The sequence below is a fragment of the Wenyingzhuangia gracilariae genome (genome assembly GCF_056387575.1).
This window is the reverse complement of sequence record NZ_CM150748.1, coordinates 1,797,843-1,814,546: the sequence shown is the minus strand read 5'-3', so window position 1 is coordinate 1,814,546 and position 16,704 is coordinate 1,797,843. Positions and strand designations below refer to the sequence as shown.

At 30.9% G+C, this 16,704-nt stretch carries 15 protein-coding genes; 8 read left to right on the top strand and 7 right to left on the bottom strand.

The genetic code is table 11. The annotated features are described in order from the left end of the window. Positions 1–97 precede the first annotated feature (97 nt). Both ACY2IJ_RS07920 and ACY2IJ_RS07915 read right to left on the bottom strand, forming a co-directional pair. Positions 98–958: a hypothetical protein gene (locus ACY2IJ_RS07920; RefSeq protein WP_476723822.1), complete on the bottom strand. Its 861-nt coding sequence runs from the start codon at positions 956–958 to the stop codon at positions 98–100. A 23-nt stretch (positions 959–981) separates the two neighbouring features. Continuing rightward, the gene (locus ACY2IJ_RS07915) at positions 982–1,716 is read right to left on the bottom strand and encodes a hypothetical protein (RefSeq protein ID WP_476723821.1); all 735 of its coding nucleotides are present in this window, start codon (positions 1,714–1,716) and stop codon (positions 982–984) included. Positions 1,717–1,997: 281 nt separating this feature from the next. On the opposite strand from ACY2IJ_RS07915, the gene ACY2IJ_RS07910 reads away from it, so the two are divergent. Further along, the gene (locus ACY2IJ_RS07910; RefSeq protein WP_476723820.1) at positions 1,998–3,512 is read left to right on the top strand and encodes a tetratricopeptide repeat protein; all 1,515 of its coding nucleotides are present in this window, start codon (positions 1,998–2,000) and stop codon (positions 3,510–3,512) included. Here the strand turns inward: ACY2IJ_RS07910 and ACY2IJ_RS07905 are convergent. Next, positions 3,509–4,387 carry a bile acid:sodium symporter family protein gene (locus ACY2IJ_RS07905; protein ID WP_476723819.1) on the bottom strand — a complete coding sequence of 293 codons (879 nt, stop codon included), beginning with the start codon at positions 4,385–4,387 and terminating at the stop codon, positions 3,509–3,511. The two genes, ACY2IJ_RS07910 and ACY2IJ_RS07905, sit on opposite strands and share 4 nt — an antisense overlap. Before the next feature lie 207 nt (positions 4,388–4,594). On the opposite strand from ACY2IJ_RS07905, the gene ACY2IJ_RS07900 reads away from it, so the two are divergent. The 3 genes from ACY2IJ_RS07900 (at position 4,595) to ACY2IJ_RS07890 (ending at position 6,698) form a co-directional block, all read left to right on the top strand. After that, a complete protein-coding gene (locus ACY2IJ_RS07900; RefSeq protein ID WP_476723818.1) occupies positions 4,595–5,434 on the top strand; it encodes a helix-turn-helix domain-containing protein in 840 nt (279 codons plus the stop codon). A 238-nt stretch (positions 5,435–5,672) separates the two neighbouring features. After that, the gene (locus ACY2IJ_RS07895; RefSeq protein WP_476723817.1) at positions 5,673–6,221 is read left to right on the top strand and encodes a carboxymuconolactone decarboxylase family protein; all 549 of its coding nucleotides are present in this window, start codon (positions 5,673–5,675) and stop codon (positions 6,219–6,221) included. Between the two features lie 108 nt (positions 6,222–6,329). After that, a complete protein-coding gene (locus ACY2IJ_RS07890; RefSeq protein ID WP_476723816.1) occupies positions 6,330–6,698 on the top strand; it encodes a hypothetical protein in 369 nt (122 codons plus the stop codon). A 65-nt stretch (positions 6,699–6,763) separates the two neighbouring features. On the opposite strand, the gene ACY2IJ_RS07885 is transcribed toward ACY2IJ_RS07890, so the two are convergent. Then, positions 6,764–8,290, bottom strand: a complete 1,527-nt coding sequence (locus tag ACY2IJ_RS07885) for a carbon-nitrogen hydrolase family protein (RefSeq protein ID WP_476723815.1) — start codon at positions 8,288–8,290, stop codon at positions 6,764–6,766. Positions 8,291–8,509: 219 nt separating this feature from the next. Here ACY2IJ_RS07885 and rpoN point away from each other — a divergent pair, with 219 nt between their 5' ends. Together rpoN and ACY2IJ_RS07875 are read left to right on the top strand one after the other, a co-directional pair. After that, positions 8,510–9,964: an RNA polymerase factor sigma-54 gene (rpoN, locus tag ACY2IJ_RS07880; RefSeq protein WP_476723814.1), complete on the top strand. Its 1,455-nt coding sequence runs from the start codon at positions 8,510–8,512 to the stop codon at positions 9,962–9,964. Positions 9,965–9,968: 4 nt separating this feature from the next. Beyond that, on the top strand, positions 9,969–10,565 hold the full coding sequence (locus ACY2IJ_RS07875) for a hypothetical protein (RefSeq protein WP_476723813.1): 597 nt from the start codon (positions 9,969–9,971) through the stop codon (positions 10,563–10,565). Here ACY2IJ_RS07875 and ACY2IJ_RS07870 read toward each other — a convergent pair. Both ACY2IJ_RS07870 and rsmG read right to left on the bottom strand, forming a co-directional pair. After that, positions 10,560–11,234 carry a porin family protein gene (locus ACY2IJ_RS07870; RefSeq protein WP_476723812.1) on the bottom strand — a complete coding sequence of 225 codons (675 nt, stop codon included), beginning with the start codon at positions 11,232–11,234 and terminating at the stop codon, positions 10,560–10,562. The genes ACY2IJ_RS07875 and ACY2IJ_RS07870 overlap by 6 nt on opposite strands. Positions 11,235–11,236: 2 nt before the next feature. After that, positions 11,237–11,881 carry a 16S rRNA (guanine(527)-N(7))-methyltransferase RsmG gene (gene rsmG / locus ACY2IJ_RS07865; protein ID WP_476723811.1) on the bottom strand — a complete coding sequence of 215 codons (645 nt, stop codon included), beginning with the start codon at positions 11,879–11,881 and terminating at the stop codon, positions 11,237–11,239. A 171-nt stretch (positions 11,882–12,052) separates the two neighbouring features. Here rsmG and ACY2IJ_RS07860 point away from each other — a divergent pair, with 171 nt between their 5' ends. Further along, on the top strand, positions 12,053–13,144 hold the full coding sequence (locus ACY2IJ_RS07860) for a fatty acid desaturase family protein (RefSeq protein WP_476723810.1): 1,092 nt from the start codon (positions 12,053–12,055) through the stop codon (positions 13,142–13,144). A gap of 23 nt (positions 13,145–13,167) precedes the next feature. Continuing rightward, on the top strand, positions 13,168–14,355 hold the full coding sequence (locus ACY2IJ_RS07855; RefSeq protein ID WP_476723809.1) for a pyridoxal phosphate-dependent aminotransferase: 1,188 nt from the start codon (positions 13,168–13,170) through the stop codon (positions 14,353–14,355). 77 nt (positions 14,356–14,432) lie between these two features. Here ACY2IJ_RS07855 and ACY2IJ_RS07850 read toward each other — a convergent pair whose 3' ends face one another. Continuing rightward, complete coding sequence (locus tag ACY2IJ_RS07850; RefSeq protein ID WP_476723808.1) at positions 14,433–16,682, bottom strand: inorganic phosphate transporter; 2,250 nt, start codon at positions 16,680–16,682, stop codon at positions 14,433–14,435. Between the last annotated feature and the right edge of the window lie 22 nt (positions 16,683–16,704).

Sequence of the window (16,704 nt, the reverse complement as noted above, 5' to 3'; positions counted from 1 at the left end):
ACTAATTTATAGATTACTATTTGTTTTTGATGTTGCTTATTCGTAATTCAGTAGAACATATATGCTATTTTACAAATGATTTGATTTTTTTTGATGTCTAAATTTTGTTTCCTAAGAATTTTTGAAATTTAGATGGATTTCCGTCTTCATCACCTGTTAATAAATACCATATCAAACCAGCATCAGAAATATCTGCCCTTTTTTCTTTGTGTTTCTTCATGCATTTCCACAGCCAAGCAATGTCTGGATTTGGATGATTTTTTAACCAATCCCAAACAGACCAATCGTGGTAAGAGCTCCAACCTTCGTTAGGGTTGTTTTTGTTGTTTTGATCTTTAATTCTTTTAAAATGTAATCTATTTTTGCTCAACTCTATTACTTGTTTTATAGTGTGATGATTGGGTCTTCTTAAATGATGGTCGTTATAGTTACTATGTGATAAAATATATACATGAGATAAACAGTCTATGTTTCCGTTGCTAACTGTTTTTTGCACTGCTTGATATAAAAATTCAGAAGGTCCCATGTTGATAAAAAACAGAGGATTGTTTTTGGTAGATTTTTCTAGTTCTTGTTGTAAATGCTTAATGGCTTTTTCTTTGTGAGTACCCACATCAAAAAAAACAGAAGAATTAAAATTCCAACGTTCAATAGCCCCATCAACTCCTTCTTTCATGTAATTTCTTACTGTGGTATGCGGAGGTGATGGTATAAAGTTGTTATAAGAAAAATGAACCAGTTTGTTTTGTAGTTTCTTTTTAGCCAACATGGCCAAGGCAGCAGGAGTAGCTCCCCAATCATCGGGGTCTGCATAGTTATACTTTCCTGTATACTCTAAATCTGGTTGAGCGTTACCATCTGCACTACAAGCAATTCTATTTTGATTGTAAGTTAAAAATTGTGCAGATGAGCCAAAAGAGAAACACAAAAGGGTAGTGAGTAAAAATAATGATTTCATTATGTATTTTATTTAAGAGTAAATTAATCGCAAGTATTGGCTTCGGTTAAATCTTTAGATATTTCAGCTACGGTATCGTTGTCTAAACCTGTAGATAAGATGATTTTGTCTAATTGAAAATGTTTAGATCTAGCACAAATTTTTAAAGTATATTCTCCTGCTTCTGGAAAATCAACAGTCATCCATGAGCTAGATTTTGGGTTGTGTAAATCTAAGGCACCTCCAAAAGCAAATTCACCATCCTTAGCACTTCTACTTACAAATTTTTCGTAATGTTCTAACGTAACAGATTGTTTGTTTACATATGCACGACCTAGGTCTCCTGGAAAATAAATCCATACATCATTCGCTAAATCTCCAGAAGCTTCTTCTTCGGGTTGTCTCATAAACCATTTTACTCTATAACCTGCTTTGGCAGGTACATAAAATTTTACACTAATTTCATGTGTCAGATTAGGGCTGTTGTAACTATTAGCACCTGTGTATTCTATGTATTTTCCTCCAGATGCTCTTTCGTCTGCTACAACTCTCCATTGTCCTTTTAAATTAAAACTTTCTCCTTCTATAATTAACAATCCATCTTTGGTGGTAATGTTGCAGGCTGTTGGAGTTTCTTCTTCGTTTGGAGTTTCTTCTTCTGGAGTTTCTTCTTCTGGTGTTTCTTTTTCGGTAGGAGGTATAAAAGTATCTTCTTCGTCTTTGTTACAAGAGGTTAATAATGCAAAGAATAAAATTGGTACTAAAAGAAGTTTTTTCATAATTGTTCAGTAAAAATTAGGTTAGAATTTTGTACCCTTGACTCTTTTTCTAAGCCTGTAGTATTCAAAAGCTTTTATAGCAAGGGTTTGATCTTTTCAAAAATAGATAATGAAATAAAAAAACAAGTTGTTTTTAACTTTACAATAACTTTACAAATACCTCCTTATGTACTGTATTTACTTGTCAATCACCTTATCAATCGATAAAATTACCTAAATTGCCTATTATGAAAAGATATCTGTTTTTTTTTACGATTTTAATATTGTTTGTCTTTAAAGTTTTGGGAAATAATAAAAACAAACTGCTTAAAGTTTCTAATATAGAAAGTGGTTTTTTGCTAAAAAAACATCAAGAAAAATTACCAACATATAGTTTTGATACTATTGTTTTGATAGAGAAATATATCAAACAAGCTGATGTAAATAAAAATAAAGGATTGTATACGTTGGCATATGGAGATTTGTGGAAAGCTTTATCGTTAGCAGATTCATATGGAGAAATGGAACAATTGATAACGATTCATAGTGAGTTAGGAGGATTGTATGGAATTTATGGAAAACATCAAAAGGCAATTGAACATAAGCTATTAGCTTTGCAACATGTAAAGAAACAGTTTAAGAATAACAACAAAAACAAAATTCTTTTAAGAAAGGCTTATTACAACTTGGCTGTGCAACATAGAAGATTTGGAGACTACGAGAAGAGTTTACAATATTTAGATTCTTGCGTTTTTTTGTTTAAAGAAAGATTTAAAACTAAAGAGAATCCGTATGTTTTGGCAGAAAGAGGAAAGGTGTTTCTTTTACAACAAAAAATTGAAGTAGCAGAGCCTTTGTTGCTTAGGGCTGAAAATCTTTTAGAAGAGAAAGACAGACATTATTTAGTAATTGTTTATTCCTTTTTGGGTGATTTATATGCTCAAAAATCAGATTATAACAAAGCGCTTGAGTTTTATGAAAAGAGTTTGGATAAATTAGAAGTTTTTAATGCTCACACCGATATAAAATCTGATGTTCTAAAAAAAATAGCACTTATATATCAACAAAAGCAAAAATTAGATACTGCGTATTATTATCTTCAAAAATCTACTAAAATAGCAGATAGTTTGTTTAGTATGCGAAATCAAAACAACAGTCAGTTATTTGAAATAAAAAATGAATATGAAGAACATTTGTTGAAAAAAGATCAGCAAATTATTCATCAAAATCATTTGATAGAAAAAAAGAAAAGAGTACAAACACAATTGATTTTTGCAATTGCTTTTATTTTGTTTTTGGTAATTGGGTTTGTGTTTTTGGTGTATTACAAATCTAAGGTTAGAAAGCTAGAGGTAGAGCAAGAAAAAAATGAAATTAAAATTAAACACGATCAAGAAAAATTAAATGTTGTTCTAGAAACAAAGAGTAAAGAACTTACAGTGTCTGCTCTGCAACTGATAGAGAAGGATAAAAATATTGACAAATTATTGAGTTTGTTAAAGGATAGTAATCCTGAATCTTACAGAAAAATTCAAAAAGAAGTTGTAAGAGGAAATAAAGATTTATGGGAAAGTTTTAATTTGCGTTTTACAGAGGTAAATACAGGTTTTTACAAAAGATTAAAAGAAAAGCATAGCAACTTATCTCCAACAGAACAAAAACATTGTGCGCTTATAAAGTTAAAGTTTGATAGTAAAGAAATGGCTAGATTGTTAAATATTTCTGTGAATAGTGTACATATTTCTAGGCATAGAATACGCAAAAAAATAGGTCTTCAAAGAGATGAAGATTTGAGTAATTATATAGGTGGTATTTAGTTGTTTAAGAGCTTTTTTTTGTTTCTATAATTAATAAGCCACATTAAAAGCCCTCCTGTAATATACATCCAAATGGAATAAGCAGCTGTGGGTACTGCCATTTGAATGTTGTTTAAAACTGTAGTTGCTACCACAATTCCTAAAGTAGCGTTTTGTATGCCACCATCTACACCTACAGAAATAGAATCCTCATCATTTAAATGAAACAGTTTGGGAATTAAAAAACCAAATCCTATTATGCTTAGGTTTAAAATTAGGGTTACAATACCTACTTCTTTTAGGGCAACTTTAACTTGAGAAAAGTTAGAAGTAATAAGTCCTATAAGAATTAAAGCAAATATAATGGTAGAAGCTATTTTCATAGGTTTTATCATTTTTAAGGCAAATTTTCTTTTGTATTTTAAAATCATCATTCCTAAAGAAATAGGAAATACGGTAATCATCATAATTTGTGAAATGGTATCTGCAATAGGTAATTGTATAGGAGTGTCTGTTTGTGTATTAAAATAATTTAAAGCAAAAGAGGTTATAAAATGAATGGACAAGATACCTGTAAAACTAGTAACAGCAGTTAAGGTTACAGATAAAGCTAAGTTTCCATTGCATACTTGAGTAATAATATTACTTGTAGCACCTCCAGGGCATGCAGATAGAATGATAAGACCTATGGCCAATTCATCGTTTAAATTAAAAGATATTGCTAAGCCAAAAGCTAGTAGAGGTAGTATTATAATTTGATTGAACAACCCAATAAATACAGCTTTAGGTTGTCTAAAAATTCTTGTGAAATCATTTAAAGTTAAAGACATTCCCATTCCTAACATGATGATAGAAAGAGATAAGGGTAAAAATAGTTTTAGTAAAAGGTCTGCCATGTTTAAAAGAAAATATTTAGCTATTTACAAAAATAGCTTTTTTATAAGCTTAATAAAGGGAATGGTATAAATAAGATAAAACTATTAATATTAAGTTTTTTTAGAGTGTTGGTGCTATAGAAAAGAATATGTATGGGATTTGTAAAATAGCATTTGTTGTTAGCTTTTTTAATTGTTACCGACCAAATGCACGAAAAAAACATATTTATGGCCATCCAACATATAGAGACTTACCATTATAAAGATCAATTTTTTTTAGAAACAGTAAATTTTGAAAAAGCTTGTGTTTTTAATGAGCCAGAACAGGTAAAAAACTATAGTATTTATTGGATAAAACAGGGAACAGGAACTTATTATATAGATTTTAAAAAGTATCTATTTAAGAACAATGTGTTGTTTTTCCTGTCGCCAAGTCAGGTGTTTAGTGTAGAAACAGAAAGTATTAAAGAGGCTTATAAAATTACATTTACCAAAGATTTTTATTGCATACAAACTCATGATCAAGCTGTAGCTTGTAACGGAGTGCTGTTTAACAATGTATACGAAACTCCTTATGTAAAACCCTGTGAAAACGATACTAAAAAACTAAGTTTTATTTTAGAAAATTTAGAAGAAGAATTTCAAAAGAATGAGGTGGCTCAGTACGATATGCTACAAGCGTATTTAAAGCAGTTTATCATTTTGTCGGTAAGAATACAAAAAGAGTTAGCTCCTGTTAAAACGGATGTAGAGACAAAATTATTTAAAGATTTTAGTTTGCTTGTAGAGCAGAATTTTAAAAGTATACACGCAGTGTCTGAATATGCAAAAAGATTGGCTTTGTCTCCAAAGTCATTAACTAAAAACTTTCAGAGAGTTGGAGCAGAATCTCCTAGTGATTTTATTAAAAACAGAATTTTATTAGAAGCCAAACGTCAATTAATATATACTAGTGTACCGGTTAAAGAAATTGCATACGATTTAGGATTTCATGATGCAGCTTATTTTACAAGATTCTTTACCAAGGCAGAAAACAAATCACCTTTACAGTTTAGAAAAGAATACTAATTTCTAATTCCATTACCACTCATTTTTTAAAAGCATTATAAAAACGTATGTATTTCTAGTTTGTAGAAAGGCTAGTATTTGTACATGCAATGTATGTGTAGTGCTCAAGCATTAAAAACCAAAAATAGCTAACATCCAACTACTAGGAACTTTTGTCCATTTTTAAAGGCTTGTATGGGTTGCATCTTTGTAGTGTCAATAAGACATAACAAAAGAACAATTATAAAATACAGAAATTATGAGTACAAAAATTAAAACATTAAATCCGGCAACAGCAACAGGAGAAGCAAAAGAATTATTTACAGCAGTACAAAACAAATTAGGATTTGTACCTAATTTAATTAAAGTGTTTGGGAACTCTCCTGCAACTTTAAAAAGTTATTTGTCTTTGGGAGAACTAACTGCTAGTGGAAACTTTACCAATAAATTTAGAGAACAATTGGCATTGGCAATTGCAGAAGAAAATACCTGTAATTATTGTTTGTCTGCACATACTGCAATTGGAAAATTAAATGGTTTGAATGAAAATCAAATTATAGCAAGCCGAAAAGGAGAGGCAGCAGATGCAAAACAACAAGCAGGATTAAAATTTGCACAAGAAATAACTGCCAAAAGAGGATTGGTTTCTGCAGAATCTTTGCAAGCAGTAAAAGATGCAGGTTATACAGATGAAGATATTTTAGAACTGGTGTTAAACGTAGTATCAAACACGTTAACAAACTATGTCAATCATATTGCAGAAACAGAAATTGATTTTCCAGTAGTAAAAGCAGGAGATTTCGTTTAATAAAACAAAGAGTCCAACTACTAGGAACTTTTGTCCATTTTTAAACGAAAGTATTGGTTGCATCTTTGTCAGAGAATTAAAACAATAAATAATTTAAATAAATAAAACATGAAAAATTTAGTATTAGGGTTGATAATTGCAGTGGGGTCTTTGTTTACAGTAAACGCACAAACTAAAGCCATAAAAACAGTAGCTTTAGAGCAAACCAAAGGAGAGTTTACTCAAAAAGCTATTACTTTATCAGAAGGAACTTATGTGTTTCAAATTGCAAATCACGAAGTAGGAAAAGATGTTGGTTTTGTATTGGCTCCTAAAGGAAAAACAGATGAAGCTCATCACATTAAAAATGCGTATGTAACCTCTTTAGTAAAAAACAATACCACAGGACATTCTAAAGAAGTAAAATTAGAAAAAGGAGAATATGTGTATTTCTGTCCTTTAAATCCAACTCCGCAATATACATTGGTAGTTAAATAATTTAGTAAGTAAAAAAGTAAAAGGGTCACAATTAGTTTTGTGACCCTTTTTTTAGGTGTGTGTAATTATTTTCTTTTTAATTCGTACACATCAGTACGTCTGTCTTTTAGGTTTCGAACGCTACCGTGTTGGTTTAGTTCTTTTAGCAAGCTTAAATCTACATCGGCAATTAAAATCATTTCGGTGTTTGGAGTGGCTTCTGCTTTAATACCATTGCTAGGAAAAGCAAAATCACAAGGTGTAAATACCATAGATTGCGCGTATTGAATGTCCATGTTCTCTACATTAGGTAAGTTTCCTACACTTCCTGCAATAGCCACATAACATTCGTTTTCTATAGCTCTAGCTTGGGCACAATGTCTTACTCTAGAATAGCCGTTTTGGGTATCGGTTAAGAAAGGGACAAATAAAATATCCATGCCATCATCTGCTAAAATTCTACTTAGTTCTGGAAACTCAGAATCGTAACAAATTAAAATTCCAATTTTACCACAATCGGTGTCAAAGGTTTGCAGTTTGTTTCCTCCTTGCATTCCCCATACTTTTTCTTCATCTGGAGTAACGTGTATTTTTTCATAACGTTCTATAGAACCATCACGTTTGCATAAGTACCCCACATTGTACAATTTTTCATCTCTAATTTCGGGCATACTTCCCGTAATGATGTTAATATTATAGGATATAGATAACTCAGAAAATTTCTGAACAATTTCTTTAGTGTGTTTGGCCAGTTCTCTAATAGCTTGGGCAACTGGTAAATGGTTATTGCCTGCCATTAAAGGAGCGTTAAAAAATTCTGGAAACAAAGCAAAATCAGAACGATAACCAGAAACGGCATCAACAAAATACTCGGCTTGTTTCATCATGTCATCTAGACTGTTGTACGGTCTCATTTGCCATTGAATCAGTCCTATTCTTACAACCTCTTTATTTTGTGTGGCAATTTTTTTAGGTTTTTGATAATAAATATTATCCCATTCCAATAGCACAGCAAAATCATTAGAACCTGTATCTCCCTCTAAATATCCTTTGATGATTTTAGATGGATGAAAATCATTAGACATCTGAAAATTTAACACAGGGTCGTGAATTTCTTTCAGTTTTACTTTTTCTATATAAGCTTTTGGGCTTAATTTATCGGCATATTTGTGGTAGTTTGGAATTCTACCTCCAAAGGCAATTCCTTTTAAGTTTAAGTTTTCACACAGTTCTTTTCTATAATCATAGAGTCTTCTTCCTAAGCGCAAACCTCTAAATTCAGGTCTAATAAACACCTCAATACCATACAGCATATCTCCACTGTTTGTGTGCGAGTTAAATGTGTAGTCTTCGGTTATTTCGCTATAAGTGTGGTCGTCAGAAAAAGTTTCGTAGTCAACAATAATAGACAAAGCACAACCTGCTATATGTCCATTAACTTTAATAACAACTTGCCCTTCTTTAAATTTGTGAATCAACGTTTTTATATGATGCTCATCCCAATAAGAGTTTTCCAAATCATGATACACTTCTATCATGGCTTGTTTTAATTCTTGATAATCATTAATATCAAGATATTTTAATTCAATTGTATCTATTTCTTTAATGTCCATTTGTGTAAATTATAATTCTGTAGTTTTTAAGGTGCTAATCAGAATTTCTTAATTAAATGTAATTAATTTTTTGATGATTAAATCAATAAAAAAACAAATATGTTGCTTGGTTTAAAAAATAAAAAATAATTCGGCATAAAATTTGATTGGTGGAATGCTTGTTTCTAACAAATACTTTACTTACCTTAGTTATATAGGTTTATAAGAACTCCAAACTAAATGCTAAAACAAAGCTTAAATTTAAAATTATCTCAAAAATTATCTCCTCAACAAATTCAGTTGATGAAAATGATTCAGTTGCCTACACAGGCTTTTGAACAAAGATTAAAACAAGAGATTGAAGAAAATCCAGCATTAGAATCTGGAAAAGAGCAAGAAGATTCTTTTGAAGATTCTTATGACGAATATGCTGATGAAGGAAATGAATCTATTGCTGCAGATGATATTAATATAGATGAGTATTTAAGCGATGATGATATTCCGAGTTATAAATTACAAGCCAATAACTATTCTTCGGACGATGAAGATAAAGAAATTCCTTATGCAGGGGGACTTAGTTTTCATCAATCATTAATCAATCAATTAAATACATTTACACTTTCTGATGAAGAATATGCTATTGCCGAATTTTTAGTAGGAAGTATTAATGACAATGGTTATTTAAGAAGAGAAACTATTGATATTGTTGATGATTTGGCATTTACTCAAAACATTTTTACAGAAGAAAGTAAGGTAGAAGATATATTGTATGATGTAGTTCAAAAATTAGAACCTTTAGGAGTAGGAGCAAGAGATTTAAAAGAATGTTTAATTATTCAGTTAGAAGGAAAAAGACCTACAAGAGCTGTAGAATTGGCCATTCAAATATTAGATCAGGCTTTTGATGCGTTTGTAAAAAAGCATTACGCAAAGTTATTAACTAAGTTTGAAATTACGCAAGAAGAACTTAAAGATGCCGTAAAAGAAATAGAAAAATTAAATCCTAAACCGGGAAGTTCTATTGTAGGAAACTCTAAAATTGTAGAGCAAATTGTTCCTGATTTTACCATTAGAGTTGCCGATGGAGAAGTTGAGTTGTTGTTAAACTCTAGAAATGCACCCGAATTGCACGTTTCAAGAGAGTATCATAACATGCTAAAGGGATATCAAGAGGCTAAAACCAAAACAAAATCTCAGAAAGATGCTGTTTTGTTTATCAAACAAAAGCTAGATTCTGCCAAATGGTTTATTGATGCGATCAAGCAAAGACAACAAACTTTAATGGTAACTATGAGTTGTATTATAGATATACAAAGAGAATATTTGCTTACAGGTGATGAAAGCAAGTTAAAACCAATGATTTTAAAGGATGTTGCCGAGAAAATAAATATGGATATTTCTACAGTTTCTAGAGTTGCCAATAGCAAATATGCAGCCACACCTTATGGAACTAAATTGGTGAAAGAATTTTTCTCTGAATCTATGAAAAACGATCAGGGAGAAGATGTTTCTACAAGAGAAATAAAGAGTATTTTAAAAACAGTGGTGGCAGAAGAAGATAAGAAAAAACCATTAACGGACGATAAATTATCGGCTCACTTAAAAGAAAAAGGATATTTAATAGCACGTAGAACAGTAGCTAAATATAGAGAGCAATTGGATATTCCGGTTGCTAGATTAAGAAAAGAAATATAAACAGATGGATAAGTTTTACAAAGCATTATCACTCATTCTTCACCCAGTGTTTTTACCGTCAATAACTACAGTAATATATTTAATGGTGTTGCCATTGCCTTTGTCTTCTGCTCAAAAATACCTTATCTTTTTTATTGTTTTAGGAAGTACTTTTGTGGTACCCGTAGTTACTTTGTTTTTGTTTAGATTGGTAGGGATTGTAAAAACAAATCAGGCAGAAACTATACAAGAAAGAAAAATTCCAGTAATTATAATGATTGTAAATTACTTATTTTTAGCAGGAGTGTTACAGTATTTACAATTAAGAGAATTAACCATTTTAGCTTACTCTACTGCTATAGGTTTAGTTATAACAAGTTTTATGTTTTACAACCAAGTAAAAATTAGTTTGCATATGTTGGGTATGGCTGGTTTGCTAGGTTTTGCTTTAATTTATGGAGAAAATTATGAGTATGCCAATAAAACAATAGCCTTAATAGTAGCTCTGTTAGGTTGTTTAGCTACAGCCAGACTTCAATTAAAGGCTCATAACTACAAAGAAATAATTTGGGGGCTTTCTTTGGGGTTGTTTACCCCAATGGTGTTGAGTTATTTTTTATAAAATATAAAAAAGTACTCCCATTTTTAGTTGGTTAAAACTAAGTTTTTTATCATCTATAGTTCTTATAGAGTCTTTAAAAGGAGATTTTAAATAGTATTTAATGTAGAAGTTCCAGGTTCCAAAACCAATAGAAGTATATATACTATAATTTATTTTAGTCAAACTACTAAGATTGCTATAACTTGTTAATTCAGATCCGGTATTAAATTCTGCTTTATTACTCAGGTTATAAACAAAAGAGCCTCCGGTATAAATTCTCCAAAAACTACTATTTGTTGGGGTTGATGTTCTCCATCTAAATTCAAAAGGTATTTCTATATGGTGAGATTGATACTTGTAACTACTAAAGTTGTTGCTAATAGCATATTCCAAAACATCTCCATTTTGAGTAATCGTTATGTTAGGTCTAAGAATGTCGTAACTATAACCTATTCCTAATCCTAAGCCTATATTTCGTCGTTTGTTTAAGGGCATGTCTTTTATAAAACCAGCTTCAAAACTATAAGGAACACCATTGTTGTTAATTCCCTTTTGATACGAAATAAAGGTATTGTATTGCACACCTATGTAAAATTGATCTTCATAATATTTTTCATCGGTATAGAGTTTGTCTTGAGCAACCAAAGCAAACGGAAAAGTGATGAATATAAAATAAAGAAAAAATTTCATGGTTAATTGTTGGGTTTGTACTTTAAAGGAAGGTGTACAACTTTTTTGGTTTCAAAAAAAGTTTCCTCAAAAAAAGTAGGCAAATCAAATAAAGTTACACTTGGAAAATCTTTTAACTCTTCTGTCAAATCTCCACCTTTTAAATATAGGATACCATTTTTAAGTGCATGATTTTGTTTTTTAGCACATTTCTTTTTTACCCATTTTACAAAATCGGGCATAGCTGTAACAGCTCTACTAACCACAAAATCAAATTCACCTTTTACTTTTTCGGCACGCATATGTTCTGCAGTTAGGTTGGTTAAACCAATTCCTTCTGCAACACCATTTACCACTTTAATTTTTTTACCAATAGAATCTACCAATAAAAATTCTGTTTCAGGAAATAAAATGGCCAATGGAATACCCGGAAAACCACCACCTGTACCCACGTCTAAAATTCTTGAACCGGGCTTAAATGGTTGTACTTTAGCAATTCCTAAAGAATGTAATATGTGTCTAATATACAACTCATCAATGTCTTTTCTAGAAATTACATTTATTTGAGCGTTCCACTCTTTGTATAAGCTTTCTAGTTTTGTGAATTGTTCAATCTGTTTTTCCGATAAATCAGGAAAATATTTTAAAATAATGTCTACTGTAATCATACAACGCAAAAGTAATTTATTTCAATGAAAACGGAATACATATCTTAGTGATTTGATTAAATGTTCTTTACATATATTAGAAAAGCGTTTAAAACTTAAATTTCTTGATGTAATATTAAATTAATGTGAATAAAAAATGGTTATTTTTGTAGACTGAATACAAATGAGTAAATGCGACAAGTAAGTTTTTCTAAAGAACAAAACAAATTGTTTTTTAAAACTCTAAATCAAAGAGTTAATAAATACTTTAGGGACAATAATTTAAAACGAACAGGAAATTGGTTGCTGTATAGCAAAGCCATTTTTATGTTTGTATTGTTGTTTGTACCTTATTTTTTGTTGCTACTTATTCCTATGGCTACTAGCTTACAAATATTTATGTGTGTAATTATGGGATTGGGAATGGCAGGTGTTGGAATGAATGTGATGCATGATAGCAATCACGGTTCTTTTTCTAGCAAATGGTGGGTGAATCAGTTGTTAGGGAACAGTATTTATATTTTGGCAGGAAACGTATACAATTGGAAAGTACAACATAATTTATTACACCATACGTATACAAATATAGAAGGGGTAGATGAAGATATTGATATACAAGGAGTGATTAGATTGTCTAAACATTCCAAATGGAAACCATTTCATAAATATCAAAAAATATATGCCTTTTTTTTATATGGTTTGTTAACCATTCAATGGGCATTGGTGGTAGATTTTAAGCAAACACCAAGATACCTTAAGTATGGCCTTAGTGCAGAAGGAGAATTAAACCCTAAAAAAGAATGGGCTTTGTTAATAATGACCAAAATAGTGTATTACTTGTTTTGGTTAGTTTTGCCTTTACTGGTTTTACCTATAAGTTGCTATGCTTGGTTAATAGGCTTTTTTATTATGCACTATGTTGCTGGGTTTATTTTAAGTGTTGTGTTTCAGTTGGCACACATTACAGATTCTGTAGAGGTAATTTCACCAGAAGAGCTAGAAAAAGAAGATAGAAGTTGGGCAGTGCATCAATTGTTAGAAACAGCAAATTTTGCAACTAAAAACAAGTTGGTGTCGTTTTTTTTAGGTGGATTAAATTTTCAAATAGAACATCATATTTTTCCAACAATATCTCATGTTCATTATAAAGATTTGGCAAAAATAGTAAAGAAAACCGCTAAAGAATTTCAGTTGCCTTATTACGAATATGATACGGTCAAAGAAGCTTTGTCGGCACATATCAATCAATTAATTATTTTAGGAAAACAACCCCAAATGGGATAACAACTATATACTTACAATTAAAAATGGAACAACATTTATCAGAAAGAATTACCGGTTTACCAGCATCTGCAACATTGGTAATGGCTGCAAAAGCAAGAGAGTTAAAAGCAGCTGGAAAAGATATTATTAGTTTAAGTTTAGGAGAACCAGATTTTAATACTCCTGAATACATTAAAGATGCAGCTATACAAGCTATTAATGACAATTACAACTCATACAGCCCTGTAGATGGTTATGCAGATTTAAAAGAAGCTATTTCTTTAAAATTTAAAAGAGATAACAATATAGATTACAAACCAAGTCAAATAGTTGTTTCTACTGGAGCTAAACAATCTTTAGCAAACATTACACAAGTGTTGTTAAATCCAGGAGATGAGGTTATTTTGCCTGCACCATACTGGGTTTCATACTCAGCACAAGCTATTTTAGGAGGAGCTACTTATAAAGAAATTCCTTCTACCATTGAAACGGATTTTAAAATAACTCCAGAACAATTAGAGGCTGCTATAACACCTAAAACAAAATTAATTTTCTTTAACTCTCCAAACAATCCAAGTGGAACTGTTTATACAGAAGAAGATTACAGAGGTTTGGCTGCAGTGTTAGAAAAGTATCCAAATATTTTTATTGTTTCTGATGAAATTTACGAACACATTAACTATGGAACTCCAAACTTTAGTATTGCTGCAATTCCATCTATGTACGATAGAACTATTACCGTAAACGGATTGGCTAAAGGTTTTGCAATGACAGGTTGGAGAATTGGATTTATTGGTGCTCCAGAGTGGATTGCAAAAGCGTGTACTAAAATGCAAGGGCAAATTACATCGGGAACCAACTGTATTGCACAAAGAGCTGCTATTACTGCTTTAACAGAGCCTGTTTCTAAAATTCAATACATGGTAGATGAGTTTAAGAAGCGTAGAGATATGATGTTGGAATTGTTAGGAGAAATTGAAGGTGTAAAATTAAATGTACCTAAAGGTGCTTTTTATATTTTTCCAGATGTTTCTGCATTCTTTGGAAAAACAATTAAAGGAAAGTTGATAGAAAACGCATCTGATTTTTCTTTGTTGTTGTTAGAAGAAGCCAATGTAGCAACAGTTACAGGAGAGGCTTTTGGAGCTCCATCATGCATTCGTATTTCTTATGCAGCATCAGAAGCTCAATTAAGAGAAGCTGTGGCTAGAATAAAAGCTGTATTGTCATAATAACAACAGTTTTAACGATATAAAAAAAGCGATTTTGTAAATACAAAATCGCTTTTTTTATGAGTAAACATTAATCTTTATTTTTCAATATTCACTGTAATATCATTATACAATTCAGAAAGATTAATTAAAGCATTTACTAAATCTTTAGATTCCATAATAATACTTAAATGTAGTGTCGTGTTTTTAGCACTTGTTTCTACGGTTCTAATTCTATTGATTTGTTTTTCTATAGAGTCAGACACACTATCTAACAATATTTGCTTCTTTTCTATAGTAGCAGAAATGTTCTCAAACTGATGGTTTTCTAAGATTTCAATAATTTCTAGTAAAACATCTTCCAACCCTTTCATAATAGATTTTAAATCTTTTACCTGTTCTTTGTTTAAAGATTTGTGGTTGTTGTTTACGTGTTTGTAACTTACTTTAGAAATGTAAGAAATAGACTGAGAAATATCTTCTAAATAACCTAAAACCATAATGTAGAATTGACTTGCTTCTACAGAGCTTTTTTCTAAAGATTTTATAAAATAGAATACATCATTTCGTAAGTGTTCTATTTCTTCGTTGAGTTTGGTTACGTGCTTGTCGTTCTTTTTTAACTTATCTAAATTCTGATCAGCTAAATTAACTACTACATTGTTATATAGTTTATCTACTCTTTTTAATACTTGAATAATGTGTCCTGTACTTTCGTTAATAACACCATTAATAGAGTTTATGTTTTCTTTTCTAATTATTTTTTTAGCCTCTATTTCTTTTTCTTTTTTAGAGTGGTTTATGTAGTTTCTGGTCATTAATAATAAAACCAATAAAAGTAATACGGCTACCATTAAAGGACCTCCTAAATTAATTAAAAAAGCAACAATGGCAGCAAACGTAAATGCAACCAAGGCTGTTAAAAACCATCCACCAATTACACTTAAAACTCCAGCTATTCTATAAACAGCACTTTCTCTACCCCAAGCTCTATCTGCCAAAGAAGTACCCATGGCCACCATAAAAGTAACATAGGTGGTAGATAGTGGAAGTTTTAAAGATGTACCTACAGAAATAAGAATACCCGCAACTACTAAGTTTATAGAAGCACGAATCATATCAAAAGCTGGCATTTCAATACTCTTGTCTTTAGATATATTCAAAACGGGTCTTTCAAATCTAGAGTTAATGTATTGTTGAGTTGTTTGAGGAATTAAAAAGTTAAAAGCATTGTTAACTAAAATTCCAGCTCTAACAACACTTCTAGAAACTGGGTTGGGTTGAAATTTTTCATGTCCTTCTCCTTGTCTAGATAAATTTACACCTGTTTCTATTACTTTTTTAGCTTTTTTAGAAAACCACAAAGTAACCACCATAATGGCCCCAGCAAAAATTAACAACATAGGGTTAGATGGAACTTTTTTAGCTAATATTCCCATAGAAAATTCAGTGTCTGGAATTCCAGAAATAGACCATGCTTCAAAAGAGTTCCACGCAGCAATAGGTACTCCAACAAAGTTTACCAAATCATTTCCAGAAAAGGCCATTGCTAAAGAAAAAGTACCAATTCCAATAATAAGTTTTAAAATATTTGTTTTAAAAACACGAATAAGGAATAGAGAAATTAAAGACCAAGCAATACTACCTAAAACAACAATTTTAAGTGTATTTCCCTCAATTAAATGCTCAACATCTCCGTAATATGGAGTTCCTTTTAGTCCTTTTACAAAAATAAAATAAGTAATAGCAGTAATTGCTAAACCTCCAAAAATAGCATTTACGTGCGGTTTTTTTTGTTCTAATCTAAAAGTGTAAACAATTCTAGAGAAAAACTGAACAATAGCACCTACGGTAAAGGCAATAACTACGGAGAGCAAAATTCCAAAAATAATTAGCACAGCTTTTTCGTGGTTGATGTAGTTCCAAATATCTGAAATAGTTTGCGTATCATTTGCCGATATTTTAACCAAAGACATGGTTACAGCAGCCCCAAGTAGTTCAAAAACAATAGATACTGTGGTAGATGTTGGAAGTCCTAATGTATTAAAAATATCTAACAGCAATATGTCTGTAATCATTACAGCCATAAAAATGTACATAATTTCATTAAAGTAAAATTGACTAGGGACAAAAATTCCTTTTCTTGCAACCTCCATCATTCCACTAGATGTAACTGCACCTAGTAACACCCCTACACTAGCAATAATCATAATGTTTTTAGGGCTAATTGCTTTAGAACCAATAGCAGAGTTTAAAAAGTTAACGGCATCGTTACTTACTCCAACTACCAAATCTATGGCCGCAAGAACAGCCAAAGCAATAATCATTAAAAAATAAATATTTTCCATTTTGAGACTAAAAAAAATTTTG

Bases quoted from the DNA above. Each gene is read 5' to 3' on its own strand.
- ACY2IJ_RS07920 (WP_476723822.1), bottom strand. From the start codon at position 958: ATGAAATCATTATTTTTACTCACTACCCTTTTGTGTTTCTCTTTTGGC.
- ACY2IJ_RS07915 (WP_476723821.1), bottom strand. From the start codon at position 1,716: ATGAAAAAACTTCTTTTAGTACCAATTTTATTCTTTGCATTATTAACC.
- ACY2IJ_RS07905 (WP_476723819.1), bottom strand. From the start codon at position 4,387: ATGGCAGACCTTTTACTAAAACTATTTTTACCCTTATCTCTTTCTATC.
- ACY2IJ_RS07900 (WP_476723818.1), top strand. From the start codon at position 4,595: ATGGCCATCCAACATATAGAGACTTACCATTATAAAGATCAATTTTTT.
- ACY2IJ_RS07895 (WP_476723817.1), top strand. From the start codon at position 5,673: ATGAGTACAAAAATTAAAACATTAAATCCGGCAACAGCAACAGGAGAA.
- ACY2IJ_RS07890 (WP_476723816.1), top strand. From the start codon at position 6,330: ATGAAAAATTTAGTATTAGGGTTGATAATTGCAGTGGGGTCTTTGTTT.
- ACY2IJ_RS07885 (WP_476723815.1), bottom strand. From the start codon at position 8,290: ATGGACATTAAAGAAATAGATACAATTGAATTAAAATATCTTGATATT.
- rpoN (WP_476723814.1), top strand. From the start codon at position 8,510: ATGCTAAAACAAAGCTTAAATTTAAAATTATCTCAAAAATTATCTCCT.
- ACY2IJ_RS07875 (WP_476723813.1), top strand. From the start codon at position 9,969: ATGGATAAGTTTTACAAAGCATTATCACTCATTCTTCACCCAGTGTTT.
- ACY2IJ_RS07870 (WP_476723812.1), bottom strand. From the start codon at position 11,234: ATGAAATTTTTTCTTTATTTTATATTCATCACTTTTCCGTTTGCTTTG.
- rsmG (WP_476723811.1), bottom strand. From the start codon at position 11,881: ATGATTACAGTAGACATTATTTTAAAATATTTTCCTGATTTATCGGAA.
- ACY2IJ_RS07860 (WP_476723810.1), top strand. From the start codon at position 12,053: ATGCGACAAGTAAGTTTTTCTAAAGAACAAAACAAATTGTTTTTTAAA.
- ACY2IJ_RS07855 (WP_476723809.1), top strand. From the start codon at position 13,168: ATGGAACAACATTTATCAGAAAGAATTACCGGTTTACCAGCATCTGCA.
- ACY2IJ_RS07850 (WP_476723808.1), bottom strand. From the start codon at position 16,682: ATGGAAAATATTTATTTTTTAATGATTATTGCTTTGGCTGTTCTTGCG.